Source organism: Nocardioides renjunii, from assembly GCF_034661175.1.
In the GTDB taxonomy this organism is placed as follows: Bacteria; Actinomycetota; Actinomycetes; order Propionibacteriales; family Nocardioidaceae; genus Nocardioides; species Nocardioides renjunii.
Window position 1 is genome coordinate 1,930,729 of the sequence record NZ_CP141058.1, and the last position, 18,443, is coordinate 1,949,171.

The window sequence follows — 18,443 nt, forward strand, 5'->3', positions numbered from 1 at the left end:
GTTGGGTGCCACGTAGGTGACTGGCTGGTAACGTGCGCGCGTCACATGAGCCGAACGAGGGAGCACCAAGAGTGAGCAGGAAGCTCGGAGTCATCTTGACGGGAGTGGGCGTCTTCTTCCTCGCCGTGGCCTTGCTGGCGAGGTTCTACGCCTACGACCGCCTGGCTGTGGTCCCGCTGGACCAGGACACGGTCTCCGTGTCCGAGGGCCCGGACGCCACCATCTTCGACATTGCCAGCCAGCAGGAGATCACCGTCGACCTGGTCTCCACCCGCAACGTCGTCGGTGACGTCGAGGCCTCCGAGGAGGCCAGCGACGAGCTCGGCCGCGACATCGCCGTGTGGGAGACGCTGGTCTACACCGACGAGCCGGGCGCCGAGGTCAGCCCCGACGACCCGCCGCGCTCCGGCAGCCACGACCGCGTCGCCTTCGACCGGCACACCGGCGAGACCGTCAAGTGCTGTGACACCTTCACCGCCACCACCGCCGACGACCGCGGCGTGGAGGTCAAGGACACCATCGGGTTCGAGGGCCTCTACTTCAAGTTCCCCTTCCAGACCGAGCAGAAGACCTACCAGTTCTGGGACGGCTCGCTCGGCGAGGCTCCGGACATCGAGTTCCAGGAGGCCGAGACCATCGAGGGGCTCGAGGTCTACCGCTTCGAGCAGCAGATCGCGCCGTCGACCGTCGGCAACATCACCGCACCGGCGGCGTTCTTCGGCATCGACGAGGAGGGCGACGTCACCCTCGACCGCGTCTACTCCAACACCCGCACGCTCTGGATCGAGCCGGAGACCGGCGTGATCATCCGCGGCCAGGAGGACCAGCTCACCGTCGCCGAGTACCAGGGCGAGGAGGTGGCCACGCTCACCGACGTCGTCATCGGCTACAACCCCGACACAGTCTCGGAGAACGTCGACACCTACTCCTCGCTCGCCACCCAGCTCAAGATCGTCCGCATCTGGCTGCCGATCGTGGGCGGCATCCTCGGCCTGCTGCTGCTCGTGGCCGGGATCGCGATGATGGCCCGGCAGCGCAACCGTCCGGCGCACACCGCCTGACGAGGAACCACCCACCCGACCCGCACAGCGGTCGGGGCGACGGCCGGCGGGATCACCCCGCCGGCCGTCCGCACGTCGTGGGGTCCGCGCCCCGCGCCGACGACTCGCGCCCGTCGTCGCGACCGTCCCCGTCCGTGTCCGCGTCGGCCGGATCGGTGCGCACGGTCCGGCCGTCGAGCAGCCGGTGCCCGGTGACCTCGCGCAGGTCGGCGATGCCGTCGCCGTCCGTGTCGCGCCGGAAGGGCAGGCTGCTCGTGCGCTGCCGGACGACGGCGGGTCCCGAGCACGGCACGACCCGCTGCCGGACCACGTAGCCGCGGACCTCGCGGCCGTCCGCCATGCCGTCCCCGTCGCTGTCGGCGTCCCGCGGGTCGGTGCCGGTGCCGAGGCCGGTGACCGACAGTCCGAGCGCCTCGACGACGGTGGCGGCCAGCAGGGCGTGGCCGGCGTCGGTCAGGTGGACCCGGTCGGCGCCGACGAGGTCCGCGCGGTCCGCGCCGAGCGCGTCACGCTCCTCGAACGCGGCTCCGGCGTCGACGTACGCGACGCGGCGCAGGCCGAGGGCGGTCCCGCGCAGCGCCTCGCCGTACGCCGCCCACGCCTCGACGCCCACCTGGTAGCGCCGCACCGGCCGGACCAGGACGTGGCACGGCGGACGGTCGCTGAGCTGGTCGATGCGTCGGATCGCGTCCCGCACCTGCGTCCGGTAGGCGTCCACCGGCACGCGGGCGACGGAGTCGTTGGAGCCGATGAGGTGCACCACGCACGTCGGCTGCAGCTCGCGCACCGCGTAGGCGTGCGCGTCGGTGAAGTACGTCGCCGCGGTGGCGCCGCCGACACCGCCGTTGACGCCCTGGACACCGGGGGAGTCGTCCGGCCGTCGGGTGCTGCGCCGCAGGTCGCGGACCGGGGCGGGCGCCGTGCCCGACGGGAAGGCCCCCTGCAGGCGGGCGACGACCTGGTCGACGTAGCGGTTGCCGGTCGTGCTGGCGCCGACGCCGTACGTCGTCGACGACCCGAGGAAGAGCAGGCGCACGCTGCGGACGCCGCGCTGCGCGAGTGCGGTCGTCAGGGGCACGAGGTCGGGCTGGCTCAGGGCGCTGTCGCCCAGCTCGCGGCGGTCGGACAGGCCGTCACGGTCGCGGTCCGTCCGCGCCGCGGCGTCGCGCGACACTCCGGTGACGACCACCTCGCCGACCACCTCGCCGACCACCCCGTCGACGCGGCCGGCTGCGGGGGCGGCGACGGCCATGAGCATCGTGCATCCGGCCGCGGACATCACCAGCGCTCGGGCGGTCGTCCTCGTCCGTCGCGCGGCGAGGGGGTGACGAGGCCAACGGAGCACGGGGGCAACGTACCTCCCCGCGATGGTCGCGGCAGCCGGACGACCGGTCCCGTCACCCGGCAGGGAGGTCCCGGGTGTCCTGCAGGTGCGCCACGAAGATGGCGGTGCCCGGCGTGAGCGTCCCGCGGGTGCGTGACCAGCCGCCCCACACGCGGTCGTGGTGCTCGGGCCACTCGGGCTCGACGAGGTCGACCAGCCTGAAGCGGCGCGCCGCCAGCAGCCGCACCCAGTCGCCGAGGGTGCGGTGGTGCTCGACGTAGGACACGACGCCCGACGCGTCGTCGATCTCGACGTAGGGGGTGCGGTCCCAGTAGGACTGCGTCGCCGTCAGGCCCGGCTCGCCCGGGTCGTCGGGGAACATCCACCGCGTGGGGTGGGTGACGGAGAACGCGAACCGCCCGCCGGGGCGCAGCACGCGGGCGACCTCGCCGACCGCCCGGTCGATCTCGGCGACGAACTGCAGGGCGCCGAAGGAGCAGAAGACGATGTCGAAGCTGCCGGGGGCGAAGGGGAGGTCGGTCGCGGTCCCGCGCACGGACGGCACCCTGACCCCGGTCTCCTCGTCGAGGCGGAGCGAGTGCTGGAGCTGGCGGTGGGAGAGGTCGAGGCCGAAGCCGCGTCCGCCGTGGGTGCGCACCCAGCGCGAGCACTGTCCTGCACCGCTGCCCACCTCGAGGACGTCGAGGCCGCGGACGTCGCCGAGCACCCGCAGCTCGTCCTCGGTGTGCCCCTCGGGGCCCCAGACGAACCCGGCGTCGCCGAGGAACGCACCGTGGGTGGCCTGGTACTCGTCGGCGTAGCGGTCCCAGTCGGGCCCGTTGGCGGCGCGTGACTCCCGCTCGGAGACCGGTCGTCGCTCGACCCGCACCGACTGGGGTTCGTGATCGTGCACCCCCGGAGCGTAGAGGAGCCGGCGCACCGGACAGGAGCCTGTCCGGTGCGCCGGCGTGGTGCGGGGCGGGGCTGCGGCGTGTCAGCCGATGCCGGACGTCCCGCGCTCGCTGGCCGAGCGGCCGTTGCGCACCTGCGGGTCACGCGGGCCCGAGCGCCAGTCGGCCGGGTCGGCCTTGGCGCGGACCTCGGCGCCGTCGCGGACGCCACCCCGGTCGGTGTCGCACTTGGTCGGGTCGGTCTTGGCCTTGCCGAAGCGCTTGTTGGCCTTGCCGGTCGTCTCGACCTTGTCCTTGAGGCCGTCGCGGTCGGTGTCCTTCTTCGTCGGGTTCGACCGGGTCCTGCCGATGACGAAGCTGCCCTTGCGCGTCTTCACCTTCTGCTTGATCTTGTAGCCCGTGACCTCGCGGCCGTCGCTGAGCCCGTCCTTGTCGGTGTCCTTGCGCAGCGGGTCGGTGGTCACCGTGATGGACTTCCGGGCCTTCGTGCCGCAGACCTCGAAGCGCTCGCGGACCTGCACGCCCTTGACCTCGGCACCGTCGCCGAGCCCGTCGTTGTCGGTGTCCGCGTCGAGCGGGTCGGTGCCGTGGGTGGTGACCTCGGCGCCGTCGGTGAGCCCGTCGTCGTCGGTGTCCGCGTCGAGCGGGTCGGTGCCGTGGGTGGTGACCTCGGCGCCGTCGGTGAGGCCGTCGCCGTCGGTGTCGGGGTTGTTCGGGTTGGTGCCCTCGGCGGTCTCCTGACCGTTCGGCAGGCCGTCACCGTCCGGGTCGGTCGGGTCGGGCACGACGGTGAAGGTCACCGAGTCCGAGCCGCTCGCCGTGCCGTTGTCGTCGGTCTGGGTCGCGGTCACGGTGTGCGGGCCGGCGCCGAGCGGCGTGCTGGGCGAGCACGACCAGGTGCGGTCCTGCCGCACCACCGCCGTGCACAGGACGGTGTCGCCCTCACGGACGGTCACGGTCGCGCCGGGCTGGCCGGTGCCGGAGATCGCCGGCGTCGAGTCCGTCACGACCGCCCCGGCTGCGGGGGAGGTGATGTCCGGTGCCGCAGGGGCGCCCGACTGGGGACCGCTGTCGCACTCCACGCCGCCGCTGGGCGCGGTGGCGTCCACGGCCGACGGCGCGACGGCGAGCGACACGTCGGCGACCGTGATCCGAGGTGCCGGGGCCGGGAGGGTGATGACCTCGAGGTCGACGCGGAAGAGGGCGTCCAGCGTCGCCCTGCCGGTGGCGCCGGCGGACTGCTGGGTGGGCTGGAACGCGGTGATCGTCAGGTCGACGAGCGCGTCGAGGCCCGACGGGAGCGCGATGGTGCGCGGCTGGCTGTTGAGCGGGATGGGAATCTGGTTGCCCTGGATCGTCGCGACGACGGTGGGCGGGCTGGCGTAGCCGGCGGAGCCCGTCGTCCCGTCGGAGCGCGCCTGGAGGACGACGGGGTGCGTCACGTCGACGGTGACCAGACCGCCGAGCAGCTCGACGTCGCCCACGGTGGTGGTGGCGCTGGAGAGGACGTCCGAGCCACCGGCGCCGTCGTCGACGAGGTAGGTGCCGGTCCGGGTCTCGGACGCCTCGACGTCGACGAGCGCGCCGCTGACGCCGGGGAGGAACGCCGGGATGGTGCCCACGGTGCTGCGCGCCAGCGTCGTACGCGACTGGGACAGCGTGCGGGTGCCGTTCACGCCGGGCACGCAGGAGTCGCCGCCGGACCACGCGGCCTGCGTGTCACCCTGCACGAGGCCGATGTCGGCCAGCGGGGCCAGCGGGACGGGCGCGAGCGTCTCCGGCGCCGGGTCGCTCGACGGCGGCGCGGTGGCGGTCTGGGAGTCGGTCTGGATCGGGACGTTGCCGAAGAGCAGGTCGGCGTCGAGGTTGGACGACGTGGCGGTGGAGCTGCCGCTGCCGCTGGCGGCGCTGGTGACGGCGCTCCGGCTGTGCCCGATCTCGACGTCCGCGACCGACCCGGGTGCGAGCGGTGCCAGGAGGTCGGCGCTCAGGTCGACGATGTCCGCGTGCGCGGAGCCGGAGTACGCCGCCGGCAACGGCGCTGCCGACGCGGGCGCTGCGGTGAGTCCCAGGAGCGATCCCGGGAGGACGACGGCCATGGCTGCGAGCGACGCCGTCGTGACCCGGCGCGAGTGCCGGGGTGGGTGTGTGTGATGCATCTGTGCCCCCTCATGTAGTGGCGTCGAGCGGATTCTCGGGAAACCCACGCGACGGATACCTGCGATCAAACCGATCAACGACGAAGCCACGCAGAGGTAACACAAAGGTTCCCCGTAGGGGTGAGACGCGGGTCGTGCCACGATCAGCGGGTGAGCGACCTCGAGCTGTCACTGGACCCGTTGGCGGGCGGCCACTCGGGCCGGACCTTCCTCGGGGAGGTGGGCGGCGAGCGTGCCGTCGTGCGCATCTACCCGCCGGGGGACGGGCGCGGCTCCGCCGCGCCGGAGGTCGACCGGGCGGTGCTGCGCCTGGTGCGTGGACTGGTGCCGGTGCCCGAGGTGCTCGAGGCGAGGCGGGAGGACCCGGCCTCGGGGCTGCCGGGCCTGCTCGTGACCGCGTACGTGCCGGGCGAGCGCGGTGACCTCGTGCTGCCGGGCTTGGACGAGGACGGCACGCGCCGGCTCGGTCGCTCGATGGGCCGGGTCGCCGGCACGCTCGCCGGGATGCCGATGCTGCGCCCGGGACCGTTCGTGGACGCGGACCTGTCGGTCGGCCGCTTCCCGGGCGACGACCTGGGGGAGTGGATCGAGTCCCGGCTGCCCGGCTGGCCCCAGGGACGACGAGCCAGCCTCGTGGAGGCGGCGGGGCCGGCCCAGGACGTGCTCGACACCGTCGGTCGCACCTGCGTGGTGCACAGCGACCTCAACCCCAAGAACGTCCTCGTGGACCCCGGCACGCTCGAGCCCACCGCCGTCCTCGACTGGGAGTTCGCCCACGCCGGCCACCCGTGGACCGACGTCGGCAACCTCGTGCGGTTCGAGCGCCACCCGGCGTACGTCGAGGCGGTGCTGGAGGCGTGGACGGGCCTGCGGGGCGGCAGTCCCGAGATGCTCCTCGCCGGCGCCCGTGCCGCCGACCTGTGGGCGTTGATCGACCTGGCCGCGCGTGTCGGGACGAACCCCGTCGCCGATCGCGCGGACGTGCTGCTCCGGGCGATCGCGGAGACCGGCGACCTGCACGCGTGGCCGTTCGGGGACTGACCCGGGCAGCACGCGGCCGTGCTCCCGGCGGCGGTGGGCCACTGGGAGCACGGGTCCGGTCGGATCAGGTCGGGGTCAGCCCATCCCCGCCGGGAGCGGGTCGCTCCCGTCGGCCCGGCCGAGCGGCCGGCGCGGGCCGGACCTCACGTCGGACGGGTTGGACTTGGCCTTGGCTCCCGTGGTCGATCAACGACATACCCACAAATAGGTAACACGGCGCATCGCCGCTGCAGGTCGGAACCCCGGAATCCGGTGCACGTCACACGGGCCGAGGAGGGTGCCGGGGCCGACGTCGTGCGGGCGTGCGCCGAGCGTGGCGTGAGCGTGCCGCCCGGTTGGACGCGGACGGTCGGACCCGCGTACGCTTGGGAGTTGCGCCACACGTCTGCCCGGCTTCCATACCGAGCGAACCCCGGCTCGCCGTGCCCCTGTCAGTGACCCGTCACCGATGAGAGGCCAGTGAAACAGACGGCTGCGCGCGTCCGCACGACTCCACCCATCCAAGGAATCACTTCCCATATGACGAGCACGCTCTCCACTCTTCCGGACTACGACGCCCCGCAGGTGGCTGTCAACGACATCGGGTCCGAAGAGGACTTCCTCGCCGCTATCGACGAGACCATCAAGTACTTCAACGACGGTGACATCGTCGAGGGGACCATCGTCAAGGTGGACCGCGACGAGGTCCTCCTCGACATCGGCTACAAGACCGAGGGCGTCATCCCGTCCCGCGAGCTGTCGATCAAGCACGACGTCGACCCCAACGAGGTCGTCACCGTCGGTGACAAGGTCGAGGCCCTCGTCCTCCAGAAGGAGGACAAGGAAGGCCGCCTGATCCTGTCCAAGAAGCGTGCTCAGTACGAGCGTGCCTGGGGCACCATCGAGCAGGTCAAGGAGGAGGACGGCGTCGTCGAGGGCACCGTCATCGAGGTCGTCAAGGGCGGCCTCATCCTCGACATCGGCCTCCGCGGCTTCCTGCCCGCGTCCCTCGTGGAGATGCGTCGCGTCCGCGACCTGCAGCCCTACGTCGGCCAGACGCTCGAGGCCAAGATCATCGAGCTCGACAAGAACCGCAACAACGTGGTCCTGTCGCGCCGTGCCTGGCTCGAGCAGACCCAGTCCGAGGTCCGCCACGGCTTCCTCACCCAGCTCCAGAAGGGCCAGATCCGCAAGGGTGTCGTGTCCTCGATCGTCAACTTCGGTGCCTTCGTGGACCTCGGTGGCGTCGACGGCCTGGTCCACGTCTCCGAGCTGTCGTGGAAGCACATCGACCACCCGTCCGAGGTCGTCGCCGTCGGCGACGAGGTCACCGTCGAGGTCCTCGACGTGGACATGGACCGCGAGCGTGTCTCCCTGTCGCTGAAGGCGACGCAGGAGGACCCGTGGCAGCACTTCGCCCGCACCCACCAGATCGGCCAGATCGTGCCGGGCAAGGTCACCAAGCTGGTGCCCTTCGGCTCGTTCGTCCGTGTCGAGGAGGGCATCGAGGGCCTGGTGCACATCTCCGAGCTGGCCGAGCGCCACGTGGAGATCCCGGAGCAGGTCGTCCAGGTCAACGACGACGTCATGGTCAAGATCATCGACATCGACCTCGAGCGTCGCCGGATCTCGCTGTCCCTCAAGCAGGCCAACGAGACGTCCGCCGCCGCCGACGTGGAGGAGTTCGACCCGACCCTCTACGGCATGACCGCGACCTACGACGAGCAGGGCAACTACGTCTACCCCGAGGGCTTCGACCCCGAGACGGGCGAGTGGCTCGAGGGCTTCGACGAGCAGCGCGCGACCTGGGAGGAGCAGTACGCCAAGGCGCACGCTCGCTGGGAGGCGCACGTCAAGCAGCAGGAGGAGGCCAAGCAGGCCGAGGTCGAGGCCGGCGAGGCCACGTCCTACTCCTCGGGTGGCGACACCGAGGTCGAGACCGGTGGCGACACCGGCGGCTCGCTGGCGTCCGACGAGGCGCTGCAGGCGCTCCGCGAGAAGCTCACCGGCGGCCAGGCCTGATCGGCTGACCCCCACGCACGACCGCACGACACGACGGCCCGCCGGGATCACCCGGCGGGCCGTCGTCGTACGCCGGGTGGGCCGCGGACGTGGACGGGTCGGCTAGAACTGGCACATGACTGGACGTGGAACGTCGGCCCTGGTCCTCGGCGGCGGAGGCATCACCGGCATCGCGTGGGAGCTCGGGATCCTGCACGGGCTGGCGGAGGCGGGGGTCGACCTCACCGGTGCCGACGTCGTGGTCGGCACGTCGGCGGGCTCGGTCGTCGGCGCCCAGCTGGGCAGCGGCCTGTCGCTCCCCGGCCTCTACGCCTCACAGCTCGAACCGCCGGACGCCGAGCTCGGTGGGCGGCTCTCCCGGATCGCCGCACTCAAGCTGGCGCCGCCCTACGTCCTCCCCGGCAGCGGTCGCGACAAGCTCGCTCGGGTCGGCCGGGTCGCACGTGCCGCGCACAAGCCGGGCAGCGTCGACCGCGAGGGCGTGATCCGCTCGCGGCTGCCGGTCCACGACTGGCCGGACCGGGACCTCCGGATCACCGCCGTGGACACCGACAGCGGGGAGTTCACCGTCTTCACCCGCGAGTCCGGCGTCGACCTCGTCGCGGCCGTCGCCGCGAGCTGTGCCGTGCCGACGGTGTGGCCGCCCGTCTCGATCGGCGGCCGCACCTACATGGACGGCGGCATGCGCTCCACCGCCAACGTCGACGTCGTCACCGGTGCCGAGCGAGTGGTGGTGCTCGCCCCGCTGCCCAGGGCGTTCAGCAAGAACACGTCCATCCGGGCGCAGATGGAGAAGGTGGCGCCCCGCGCGTGGTCGGTCATCACCCCCGATCCCGAGGCGCTCGCCGCCTTCGGCCGCAACCTGCTCGACCCGGCCAAGCGGGCTGCCGCGGCCGAGGCGGGCCTGCGCCAGTCAGGGGACCTCGTCGACCAGGTCCGCGGCGTCTGGGCCGCCTGAGCACCGAGCCACTGGACGACGAGAGGCCCGCCGGGGATCTCCGGCGGGCCTTCGGGGTCGTACGTCACGCAGGTGCGGACCACGCGTGGTCAGGAGCGGTGGACGAGGTGGCCGCGCTCCTCGATGAGGCCGAGCTCGTCGAACGGGTGGCTGGTGGACGAGGGGCCGGCGAACCGGTCGTGACGGGCATAGCTGACCAGCAGCGAGACGAGGGCGGCCAGGACCAGGAGGACGATGATCGTGTTCATGGCAGTAATCCTCCGCTCATCCAGTTCCTGCCACCAGTGGCAGGAATGACAGAGTTGGTTGATTTACTGCCACGGGTGGTGCAGGGTGGGCCGCATGAAGAAGGTCGTCGCGGTGGTGCAGGACGGTGCTGAGCCGTTCGGGCTCGGGTCGATGTGCGAGGTGTGGGGCGAGCCCTACCACCCCGACGACGACAACCCGGTCTTCGACTTCCTCGTCGCCACCCCGCGTCCCGGACGCGTGCGGGGCGCCACGGGATACGACCTGCACGTCGACCACTCGCTGGAGGACGCGGCCGACGCGGACCTCCTCTGCCTGATCCCCAAGCGCGGCTACCTCGAGCCGTCCCCCGAGGTCGTCGAGCTGGTCCGGGCGGCCCACGGCCGCGGCGCCCAGGTCTTCGCCCACTGCACGGCCGCGTTCATGCTGGGGGAGGCCGGCCTGCTGGACGGGCGCCGCGCGACCACGCACTGGCGCCACGTCGACGAGCTCGCCACGCGCTTCCCGGAGGCGACGATCGACGGCAACGTGCTCTACGTCCAGGACGGGTCCATCGTCACCGGCGCCGGCTCGGCGGCGGGTCTCGATGCCGCACTGCACGTGATGCGCCAGCACTTCGGCGCGAGGGTCGCTGCCACCACGGCCCGTCGCATGGTCGTACCTCCGCACCGCGACGGCGGGCAGGCGCAGTTCATCGCCCGCGCCGTCCCGGTGTGCGAGTCGGAGGCACTGGCGCCCCTGCTCGCCTGGATCAGCGAGCACCTCGGCGAGGAGCTCGACGTGGACACCCTGGCCCGACAGATGCACATGTCGGCCCGCACCTTCGCGCGGCGCTTCAAGGAGGAGACCGGGACGACCCCCTACAGCTGGATCCTCGGCGAACGGGTCCGGGCCGCGCAGGAGCTGCTCGAGCAGACCGACCACTCGATCGACTGGGTGGCCGCCGAGGTCGGCTTCGGCAACGCCGCCACGCTGCGCCACCACTTCGGTCGCTCGCGCGGCGTCAGCCCCCAGGAGTACCGGCGCACGTTTCGGACGCCCGCCTGAGACGACCCCGCCGCTCGGTAGCCTTGCCCGTGTGAACGCGACTGCGCTGGCCGACCTGTCCGCCGACGAGCTCACCGCCCTGCTCGAGGAGCAGCGTGCGGCCTACGAGCAGCTGAAGTCGCGGGGCCTCAAGCTCGACCTCACGCGTGGCAAGCCGTCGGCCCAGCAGCTCGACCTGGCCGACGAGCTCCTCCGCCTGCCCACCACCACGAAGGACTCCGCCGGCGTCGACGTACGCAACTACGGCGGCCTCGAGGGCCTCAAGGAGCTGCGCGAGATGTTCGCCGAGCTCCTGTGGGTCGAGCCCGAGCAGGTCGTGGCCGGCGGCAACTCGAGCCTGACGATGATGCGCGACTGCCTGGTCTGGCTGGTGCTCTTCGGCGGCGTCGACTCCGAGCGCCCGTGGGGCCAGGAGGAGAAGGTGCGCTTCGTGTGCCCGGTGCCCGGCTACGACCGCCACTTCACCCTCCTCGAGAGCCTCGGCATCGAGATGGTGACCGTCCCGATGCGCGAGGACGGCCCCGACGTCGACGCGGTCGCCGCGCTCGTCGCAGACGACCCGACGTTCAAGGGGATGTGGGTCGTCCCGACGTACGCCAACCCGTCCGGCTCGATCGTCAGCCAGGACGTGGCCGCCCGGCTGGCCGCGATGCCGACCGCAGCACCGGACTTCAAGATCTTCTGGGACAACGCCTACGCGCTGCACCACCTGACCGAGGAGGAGGCGAAGAGCGCCGACATCCTCACCCTCGCCTCGGCGGCCGGGCACCCGCACCGTCCCCTCATGTTCGCCTCGACGTCCAAGATCACCTTCGCGGGCGCGGGGGTGGCCTTCCTGGCCGCCTCGACGGACAACGTCGCGTGGTACCTCGGACACCTCGGCAACGGGTCGATCGGACCCGACAAGGTCAACCACCTGCGCCACGTCGAGTTCTTCGGCTCGCCGCAGGGGGTCCGCGACCACATGGTCAAGCACCGCGAGATCATCGCGCCCAAGTTCGCCGAGGTGGACCGCGTCCTCACCGAGCGGCTCGGGGGGCGCGGCGTGGCGACCTGGAACACGCCCGCCGGGGGCTACTTCGTGAACCTCGACGTCGTGCCCGGCACGGCCAGCCGGGTAGTCGCGCTGGCCAAGGAGGCCGGCATCGCGCTGACGCCGGCCGGCTCGTCGTTCCCCCACAAGCAGGACCCGGACGACACCAACATCCGGCTGGCGCCGACGATGCCCCCGCTCGCCGAGGTCACCGAGGCGATGGAGGCGGTCGCGACCTGCGTCCTGCTGGCCGCCGCCGAGAAGGCGACCGCCTGACTGCTGGGTGACCCGGCCTCAGGCGGCGACGCGCTCGGCGCCGAGACCGCCGCGGACGAGGTCGGTGTAGCGCCCGCCCCGCAGCAGCAGCTCCTCGTGCGGGCCGAGCTCGACCACGCGTCCGCGGTGCAGGACGGCGATCTGGTCGGCGTTGCGGACCGTCGAGAGCCGGTGCGCGATCGTGATGGTGGTGCGGGTGCGGGCGACGTCCTCGAACGCGGCGAGGATCGACCGCTCGGTCTCGTTGTCGAGTGCGCTGGTGGCCTCGTCGAGGACGAGCACCGCGGGGTCGCGCAGGAGGGTCCGCGCAATGGCGATCCGCTGCTGCTCGCCGCCCGAGAACCGGTGCCCGCGGGAGCCGACAAGGGTGTCGTAGCCCTCCGGCAGGGACACGACGAGGTCGTGGATGCGGGCCTCGCGGCACGCCTGCTCGATCTCGGCGTCGGTCGCGTCGGGGCGCGCGTGGCGCAGGTTGTCGCGCACGCTCGCGTGCATCAGGTAGGTCTCCTGGGTGACCACCCCGACGAGGTCCGCGAGGTCGGCCTGGGCGAGGTCGCGCACCTCGACGCCGTCGATGGTGACGCGACCACTGGTTGCGTCGTGCAGGCGCGGGACGAGTGCGGCGAGGGTGGACTTGCCGCTGCCGGTCTCGCCGACCAGGGCGAGCGTCGTGCCCGCCGGGACGCGCAGGTCGATGTCGGTGAGCACCGGCCGGTCCTCGTCGTACGAGAAGCCCACGTGCTCGAGGCGGACCTCGCCGCGCGCGTCGGCGCGGGGGAGTCGGGCGGGGCTGGCCGGCTCGGCGATCTCGACCGGGAGGTCGGCGTACTCGAAGATGCGGCTGAACAGGGCGAGCGAGGCGGTGATGTCGACACCGACGTTGAGCAGGCCCATGAGCGGGCGGAACAGGTTGCCCTGCAGGGCGATGAAGGCGACCAGCGTGCCGATCGTCATCCCGCCGGAGGTCGCGGGGAAGCCGGCGGCGAGGTAGATCGCCGCCGGGACGGCGGCGAACACGATGTTCATCGTCGCCATGCGCCAGCGACCGGCCAGGCGGGAGCGGATCTCCAGGCCGACGAGGTCGGCGGAGGTCTCCTCGAACCGCGCGGTCAGGCGGGGGGAGGCGCCCAGGGTCTTGGTGAGCAGGACGCCGCTGACCGACAGGCCCTCCTCGATCTGCACGTGCAGGTCGGCGAGGCGGCGCTGGCGCTCGGCGGTGACCCGGTGCCGCATCCGGGCGACCTGGCGGGTCAGCAGCACGGCGGGCGGGAGGACGACCAGGGAGATGAGGGCGAGTCGCCAGCTCAGGGCGACCATGGCGACGGCGGTGCCGACCACCACGGTCAGGTTGGCGGCGATCGACGTCGCGGTCTGGGTCACGACGCCCTGCATGCTGCCGATGTCGTTGACCAGGCGCGACTGCACCTCGCCACCGCGGGTGCGGGTGAAGAAGCCGAGCGACTGGCGCTGGAGGTGGGCGAAGAGGTCGCTGCGCAGCCGGTGCATGACGCGCTGGCCGACGGCCGTGGAGAGCCACGTCTGGACGACGCCGATGACGGCGGTCGCGACCGCGACGCCGAGCATCGCCGCGATCAGGACCAGCAGGAGGCGTACGTCCTGGCGCGGCAGCGCCTCGTCGATGACGTGGCGCACGAGGAACGGCTGCGCGAGCCCGACGCCCGAGCTCACGACGATGAGGGCCACGACGACGGCCAGCGTGGCGCGGTGCGGGGCGAACAGCCGGGCGATCCGCCGCAGCGAGACCGGCGACTCCGACAGCTGGCGCAGGTCCGCGGGGTCGGGACGGCCGCGGCGCGAGCGGCCGGGGCCGCGAGTGGTGGAGTGGTCATCCATGCGACCAGCTCCTCTCTGGAGGTGGGACAAGAGGTGAGGTAGCCTCACTATGAGGTGACAACCCTACCGATGGGGGAGATATTCCCGTGGACACCGCACACCCGGACACCGGCGACCTCGTCCTGGCGCTGGCGCGCCGGGTGCGACGGACGTACGCCGAGGCGCTGGCGCAGTGGCACGTCACGCCGTCGCAGTCGCGGGCCCTGCGCGTGCTCGAGCGGACGGACGGGATGCGCCCGTCGGCCCTGGCGGACGAGCTGCGCATCGCCCCGCGCTCCGCGACGGAGGTCGTGGACGCCCTGCAGCACCGCGGCTGGGTGCAGCGTGCCGCCGACCCCACCGACCGGCGGGCGACCACCGTGACCCTCACCGGGAGCGGTCGCGACCTGGTGGGCAGGATCGACGACGTGCGTCGCCAGGCGTCCGAGCAGGTCCTGGCCGTGCTGACGCCGGCGCAGCGTCGTACGCTCCACGAGATCCTGACCGTCGTCCTGGGGGAGGACCCGTGACCGTCCGCGTCGGCCTGACCGGAGGCATCGCCTCGGGCAAGAGCACCGTCTCGTCGATCCTCGCCGAGCTGGGCGCCGTGGTGATCGACGCCGACCTCATCGCCCGGGAGGTCGTCGCGCGGGGCACGCCGGGGCTCGCGGCGGTCGTCGAGGAGTTCGGCACCGGCCTGCTCACGGCCGACGGCGACCTCGACCGGCCGGCGATGGGCGCCCTCGTCTTCTCGGACGACGACGCACGCCGGCGCCTCGAGGCGATCATCCACCCGCTCGTCCACCGACGCAGCGCCGAGCTCGAGGCCGACGCCGACCCCGGTGCCGTGGTGGTCCACGACATCCCGCTGCTGGCCGAGGTCGGCCGCGCCGGCACCTTCGACGCCGTGGTCGTCGTCGACGCCCCCGCCGAGCTCCAGGTCTCCCGGATGGTGGAGCACCGCGGGTGGTCGCGCGAGGAGGCGGAGTCGAGGATCGCCGCCCAGGCCAGCCGTGAGGACAGGCTCGCGATCGCGACGCACGTGGTCGTCAACACCGGCTCGCTCGACGACCTGCGCCAGCAGGTCGAGGACGTCCACGCCGACCTCCTGGCCCGGGCGTGACGTTTCCCGGATGTCGCGGTCGGGCCGGTAACCTCCCCGGCGTGCTCCCGCTCCGACCCCGCCTGGCCGTGATCGCAGCAGCAGCCCTGCTGGCGAGCGGCTGCGCGAGCCTCGACGCGGGTCCGGACGACGCCGCACCGGCCACCTCCTCGAGCCGCTCGGAGGACCGCGGGCCGACGTCCACGCCCACGGCGACGGAGACCCCCGTCGACCCCGACACCCCCACGTCGTGGGGCCCCACCGTCGGCGAGGTCGAGGAGGCGCGCGAGCTGGTCAGCACGTGGACGCCCGAGCAGCTCGCCGGCGGTGTCATCGTGGGTCGCTTCCACGGCACCGACCCGCAGGAGCCTGCACGGATGGTGCGCGAGCTGCACCTCGCGGGCGTGTCGGTGACGGGCGACAACGTGGTCGACGAGCTGCAGGTGCGCACGATGACCGCCGCGCTGGCCGCGGCGGCCGGGGCCGACGGCCGCGACTTCCCGCCGGTGGTGGGCGTCGACCAGGAGGGCGGCTACGTCTCGCACCTGCGCGGCGTCGCGACGGAGTTCCCCCACTTCCAGTCGGCCGGACTGGCGATCGAGGCGGACGCCCGCCAGGGCCGTCGGGTCACCCGCGCGGCCGCGCTGACCACCGGGCTCGAGCTGCGCGACCTCGGCTTCACGTGGGTCTTCGCCCCCGTCGCCGACGTCACCGTCGGCGCGGCCGACCCGACGATCGGACCCCGCTCGCCGTCGCAGGACCCCCGGACGGCCGCCCAGGCCATCGGCGCGGCGATCAAGGGCTACGACGACGCCGGCATCGTCTCGACCGTCAAGCACTTCCCCGGCCACGGCACCGCCACGAGCGACAGCCACGACACCCTGCCGGTGGTCGACTCTCCGCTGGCCGAGATCGAGGCGCACGACCTGCCCCCGTTCGAGTCGGCCATCCGGCAGGCCGCGCCAGCGGTGATGCTGAGCCACCTCGACCTCACGGCCGTCGCCCCCGGCGTCCCGGCGTCCATGGCCCCCGAGGTCTACTCCCTGCTGCGGGACGACATGGGGTTCGAGGGCGTGGCGATCACCGACTCGATGGGCATGGGCGCCGTCGCCGGCCGTCCCAAGCCGGCGCTGCAGGCCCTCGTGGCCGGGGCCGACCTCCTCCTGATGCCAGTGGACACCGCGGTCACCCACCAGGTCGTCGTCGACGGCATCGCGTCGGGCGAGGTGTCGCGCGAGCGCGTCGAGGAGGCCGCCGCGCGCGTCGTGGCGCTGCAGCGGTGGCAGGCCCGGGTGGCAGCACAGCGGCCCGTGCCTGCCGACGTGGTCGAACGGGCACGGGCCGCGAGTGCGGACCTGTTGTCCGCGGCGTACTGAGTCCTCAGGCAGCCAGGTCGGGGTCGCCGGCGCGGCGCAGCTTCTGCAGCGCCTCCCGTTCGAGCTGGCGTACCCGCTCGGCGGAGATGCCGTGGCGGGCACCGATGTCGGCGAGCTTGTGCTGGCGGCCGTCGGCGAGCCCGTAGCGGGCCCGGACGATGTCGGCCGAGCGCTCGTCGAGAATGCCGACCAGGTCGTCGAGCCGCTGGCGGGCCTCGGCGTCGAGGACGTTGAGGTCCGGACCCGGCGCGGTCTCCTGGGCCATCAGGTCACCGAGCGAGGTGTCGCCGTCCTCGTCCACCGGGGTGTCCAGCGAGACGTGGTCGCGGCCCCAGCTCATGAGGTCGAGCACCCGGTCGATGTCCATGCCGAGCTCCGTGGCGATCTCCTGCGGCTCCGGGTCGCGGCCGAGCTGGCGCTCGAGCGTGCGGCGGGCGCTGCCGACCTGGTTGAGCTCCTCGACCACGTGGACGGGCAGGCGGACAACGCGGGCCTGCTGCGCGATGCCGCGGGTGATCGCCTGGCGCACCCACCAGGTGGCGTACGTCGAGAACTTGTAGCCCTTGGTGTAGTCGAACTTCTCGACCGCGCGGATCAGGCCGGTGTTGCCCTCCTGGATCAGGTCCAGCATCGGCATCTGGGAACGGCCGTACTTGCGCGCGATCGACACCACGAGGCGCAGGTTGGCCTCGATGAAGCGGTCGACGGCGAGGCGGCCCTGCTCGGCGAGCCACTCGAGCTCGGCCTCGTTGGCGCTCATCGGGGCGCCGCCCTTGCGGCGACCGACCCGGCCCGTGTCGAGCAGGTGCTGGGCCAGCAGGCCTGCCTCGATGGTCTTGGAGAGCTCGACCTCGGTCTCGGCGTCGAGGAGCGGGGTGCGGGCGATCTCGTCCAGGTAGAGGCCGACGCTGTCGCGGCCCTCGATCTCACGCGTGGTGGTGGTGCGCTTCGGCTGTGCGGTGCTCATCTCAATCCTCCTGCGTCCTCGTGCGACCACCCCGTGCCGCACACCTGTTCCAACACCTGTGTTCGAAGCGGGATTCCCGTCCGGATTGCGGTGCCTTCATCTCAAGTGACGAGCCAGTTCCTTCGGGAGTTTCCTGATCCCGGAACTCTCAGGGACTTCTCAGGGGTTCCCCGGGGACACTGGCCCCATGCGCACCGTGACGGACCCCTCGACGGAGCCATCCCGGCTCGACCTGAACGCCGACCTGGGCGAGGAGGTCACCGACGACGCGGGGTTGCTCGAGGTGGTGACGAGCGCCAACGTCGCCTGCGGCTTCCACGCCGGCAACGCCGAGGTGATGCGCGCGGTGTGTGCGGGGGCCGTGCGGCGCGACGTCGTGGTCGGGGCGCAGGTGTCGTACGCCGACCGGGAGGGCTTCGGGCGCGTGGCCCGCGACGTCCCGGCCGACCTCCTGCGCGACCAGGTCGCCGAGCAGGTCGGTGTCCTGACCGGCATCGCGCTCGCCGAGGGCGGGGGAGTGGCCTACCTCAAGCCGCACGGCGCGCTCTACCACCGGGTGGCGTTCGACGAGGAGCAGGCGACGGCCGTGCTGGACGGCTCCGGCGACCTCCCGGTGCTGGGCATGCCCGGATCGCTGCTGCTCGAGCTGGCGCGCCGACGTGGCCGGGAGGTGCGGCTCGAGGGGTTCCCCGACCGGGGCTACACCGACGAGGGCCGCCTGGTGCCCCGTGGGCAGCCGGGCGCGCTGGTCACGGACCCGGACGAGGTGGCCGCGCGAGCGGTGCACCTGGCGCGCTCGGTCGACTCGGTCTGCGTGCACGGCGACTCACCGGGCGCCGTGGCCGCCGCCCGCGCCGTACGCCGCGCGCTCGAGGCCGCCGGGACGACCGTGACCAGCTGCTGGTCCTCCACAGCCTGAGGGTCGAGCTGTGGAGACAGCCGCCGTGGCTGTGGAGCGGAGGACCACTTCTGTGGGGAACCCTGTGGGACCGCAGGTTTGTCGCGTGCACCCCTTGCGAGGGGTGGTCCGGGCGGCATAGAACTCTCCTACCGGAACCGCTTCGGCGGGGCCGGGGATCGGATCGGACGAACTGTTCCACCCGGCGAG

Annotated in this window: 16 protein-coding genes; 10 read left to right on the forward strand and 6 right to left on the reverse strand. The window is 72.6% G+C overall.

Annotated features, from left to right (window positions below):
• The first annotated feature begins 71 nt into the window (after positions 1 to 71).
• Complete coding sequence (locus SHK17_RS09215) at positions 72 to 1,061, forward strand: porin PorA family protein (protein WP_172272865.1); 990 nt, start codon at positions 72 to 74, stop codon at positions 1,059 to 1,061.
• A gap of 52 nt (positions 1,062 to 1,113) precedes the next feature.
• Here the strand turns inward: SHK17_RS09215 and SHK17_RS09220 are convergent, their stop codons facing one another.
• From SHK17_RS09220 to SHK17_RS09230, 3 genes are all read right to left on the reverse strand, one after another.
• Positions 1,114 to 2,313: an SGNH/GDSL hydrolase family protein gene (locus SHK17_RS09220; RefSeq protein ID WP_322921836.1), complete on the reverse strand. Its 1,200-nt coding sequence runs from the start codon at positions 2,311 to 2,313 to the stop codon at positions 1,114 to 1,116.
• A gap of 145 nt (positions 2,314 to 2,458) precedes the next feature.
• Positions 2,459 to 3,298, reverse strand: coding sequence for a class I SAM-dependent methyltransferase (locus tag SHK17_RS09225; RefSeq protein WP_322921837.1), 840 nt, complete (start codon positions 3,296 to 3,298; stop codon positions 2,459 to 2,461).
• A gap of 81 nt (positions 3,299 to 3,379) precedes the next feature.
• Positions 3,380 to 5,395 carry an Ig-like domain-containing protein gene (locus SHK17_RS09230; RefSeq protein WP_322921838.1) on the reverse strand — a complete coding sequence of 672 codons (2,016 nt, stop codon included), beginning with the start codon at positions 5,393 to 5,395 and terminating at the stop codon, positions 3,380 to 3,382.
• 210 nt (positions 5,396 to 5,605) lie between these two features.
• On the opposite strand from SHK17_RS09230, the gene SHK17_RS09235 reads away from it, so the two are divergent.
• From SHK17_RS09235 to SHK17_RS09245, 3 genes are all read left to right on the forward strand, one after another.
• Positions 5,606 to 6,496, forward strand: coding sequence for a phosphotransferase family protein (locus SHK17_RS09235; protein ID WP_322921839.1), 891 nt, complete (start codon positions 5,606 to 5,608; stop codon positions 6,494 to 6,496).
• Positions 6,497 to 7,015: 519 nt separating this feature from the next.
• Positions 7,016 to 8,497: a 30S ribosomal protein S1 gene (gene rpsA, locus SHK17_RS09240; RefSeq protein WP_172272856.1), complete on the forward strand. Its 1,482-nt coding sequence runs from the start codon at positions 7,016 to 7,018 to the stop codon at positions 8,495 to 8,497.
• Positions 8,498 to 8,612: 115 nt separating this feature from the next.
• The gene (locus SHK17_RS09245; protein WP_322921840.1) at positions 8,613 to 9,455 is read left to right on the forward strand and encodes a patatin-like phospholipase family protein; all 843 of its coding nucleotides are present in this window, start codon (positions 8,613 to 8,615) and stop codon (positions 9,453 to 9,455) included.
• 89 nt (positions 9,456 to 9,544) lie between these two features.
• Here SHK17_RS09245 and SHK17_RS09250 read toward each other — a convergent pair whose 3' ends face one another.
• Positions 9,545 to 9,703, reverse strand: coding sequence for a hypothetical protein (locus SHK17_RS09250; protein ID WP_172272851.1), 159 nt, complete (start codon positions 9,701 to 9,703; stop codon positions 9,545 to 9,547).
• A 94-nt stretch (positions 9,704 to 9,797) separates the two neighbouring features.
• On the opposite strand from SHK17_RS09250, the gene SHK17_RS09255 reads away from it, so the two are divergent.
• On the forward strand, positions 9,798 to 10,748 hold the full coding sequence (locus tag SHK17_RS09255; RefSeq protein WP_322921841.1) for a GlxA family transcriptional regulator: 951 nt from the start codon (positions 9,798 to 9,800) through the stop codon (positions 10,746 to 10,748).
• A gap of 31 nt (positions 10,749 to 10,779) precedes the next feature.
• Positions 10,780 to 12,057, forward strand: a complete 1,278-nt coding sequence (locus SHK17_RS09260) for an aminotransferase class I/II-fold pyridoxal phosphate-dependent enzyme (protein ID WP_322921842.1) — start codon at positions 10,780 to 10,782, stop codon at positions 12,055 to 12,057.
• 18 nt (positions 12,058 to 12,075) lie between these two features.
• On the opposite strand, the gene SHK17_RS09265 is transcribed toward SHK17_RS09260, so the two are convergent.
• Positions 12,076 to 13,911, reverse strand: a complete 1,836-nt coding sequence (locus tag SHK17_RS09265; RefSeq protein WP_322921843.1) for an ABC transporter ATP-binding protein — start codon at positions 13,909 to 13,911, stop codon at positions 12,076 to 12,078.
• Between the two features lie 86 nt (positions 13,912 to 13,997).
• Between SHK17_RS09265 and SHK17_RS09270 the strand changes: the two genes are divergently transcribed.
• From SHK17_RS09270 to SHK17_RS09280, 3 genes are read left to right on the forward strand one after another with little or no spacing between them, the layout of a single operon-like run.
• The gene (locus SHK17_RS09270) at positions 13,998 to 14,420 is read left to right on the forward strand and encodes a MarR family transcriptional regulator (RefSeq protein ID WP_172272839.1); all 423 of its coding nucleotides are present in this window, start codon (positions 13,998 to 14,000) and stop codon (positions 14,418 to 14,420) included.
• On the forward strand, positions 14,417 to 15,013 hold the full coding sequence (gene coaE / locus SHK17_RS09275; RefSeq protein ID WP_172272836.1) for a dephospho-CoA kinase: 597 nt from the start codon (positions 14,417 to 14,419) through the stop codon (positions 15,011 to 15,013). Before SHK17_RS09270 ends, coaE begins: the two co-directional genes overlap by 4 nt.
• Positions 15,014 to 15,054: 41 nt before the next feature.
• Positions 15,055 to 16,368, forward strand: coding sequence for a glycoside hydrolase family 3 N-terminal domain-containing protein (locus SHK17_RS09280; RefSeq protein ID WP_172272833.1), 1,314 nt, complete (start codon positions 15,055 to 15,057; stop codon positions 16,366 to 16,368).
• Positions 16,369 to 16,372: 4 nt separating this feature from the next.
• On the opposite strand, the gene SHK17_RS09285 is transcribed toward SHK17_RS09280, so the two are convergent.
• Positions 16,373 to 17,335 carry a sigma-70 family RNA polymerase sigma factor gene (locus SHK17_RS09285; protein WP_172272830.1) on the reverse strand — a complete coding sequence of 321 codons (963 nt, stop codon included), beginning with the start codon at positions 17,333 to 17,335 and terminating at the stop codon, positions 16,373 to 16,375.
• Positions 17,336 to 17,522: 187 nt separating this feature from the next.
• Between SHK17_RS09285 and SHK17_RS09290 the strand changes: the two genes are divergently transcribed.
• Positions 17,523 to 18,254 (forward strand): 5-oxoprolinase subunit PxpA, encoded by a 732-nt coding sequence (locus SHK17_RS09290; RefSeq protein WP_322921844.1) that lies wholly within the window; start codon positions 17,523 to 17,525, stop codon positions 18,252 to 18,254.
• Positions 18,255 to 18,443: the final 189 nt, after the last annotated feature.

What these genes read in the sequence shown, in the direction of transcription:
- SHK17_RS09285 (WP_172272830.1), bottom strand. Translation starts at nt 17,335, where the DNA reads ATGAGCACCGCACAGCCGAAGCGCACCACCACCACGCGTGAGATCGAG.
- SHK17_RS09220 (WP_322921836.1), bottom strand. Translation starts at nt 2,313, where the DNA reads ATGGCCGTCGCCGCCCCCGCAGCCGGCCGCGTCGACGGGGTGGTCGGC.
- SHK17_RS09245 (WP_322921840.1), top strand. Translation starts at nt 8,613, where the DNA reads ATGACTGGACGTGGAACGTCGGCCCTGGTCCTCGGCGGCGGAGGCATC.
- SHK17_RS09265 (WP_322921843.1), bottom strand. Translation starts at nt 13,911, where the DNA reads ATGGATGACCACTCCACCACTCGCGGCCCCGGCCGCTCGCGCCGCGGC.
- rpsA (WP_172272856.1), top strand. Translation starts at nt 7,016, where the DNA reads ATGACGAGCACGCTCTCCACTCTTCCGGACTACGACGCCCCGCAGGTG.
- SHK17_RS09290 (WP_322921844.1), top strand. Translation starts at nt 17,523, where the DNA reads ATGCGCACCGTGACGGACCCCTCGACGGAGCCATCCCGGCTCGACCTG.
- SHK17_RS09255 (WP_322921841.1), top strand. Translation starts at nt 9,798, where the DNA reads ATGAAGAAGGTCGTCGCGGTGGTGCAGGACGGTGCTGAGCCGTTCGGG.
- SHK17_RS09250 (WP_172272851.1), bottom strand. Translation starts at nt 9,703, where the DNA reads ATGAACACGATCATCGTCCTCCTGGTCCTGGCCGCCCTCGTCTCGCTG.
- SHK17_RS09230 (WP_322921838.1), bottom strand. Translation starts at nt 5,395, where the DNA reads ATGGCCGTCGTCCTCCCGGGATCGCTCCTGGGACTCACCGCAGCGCCC.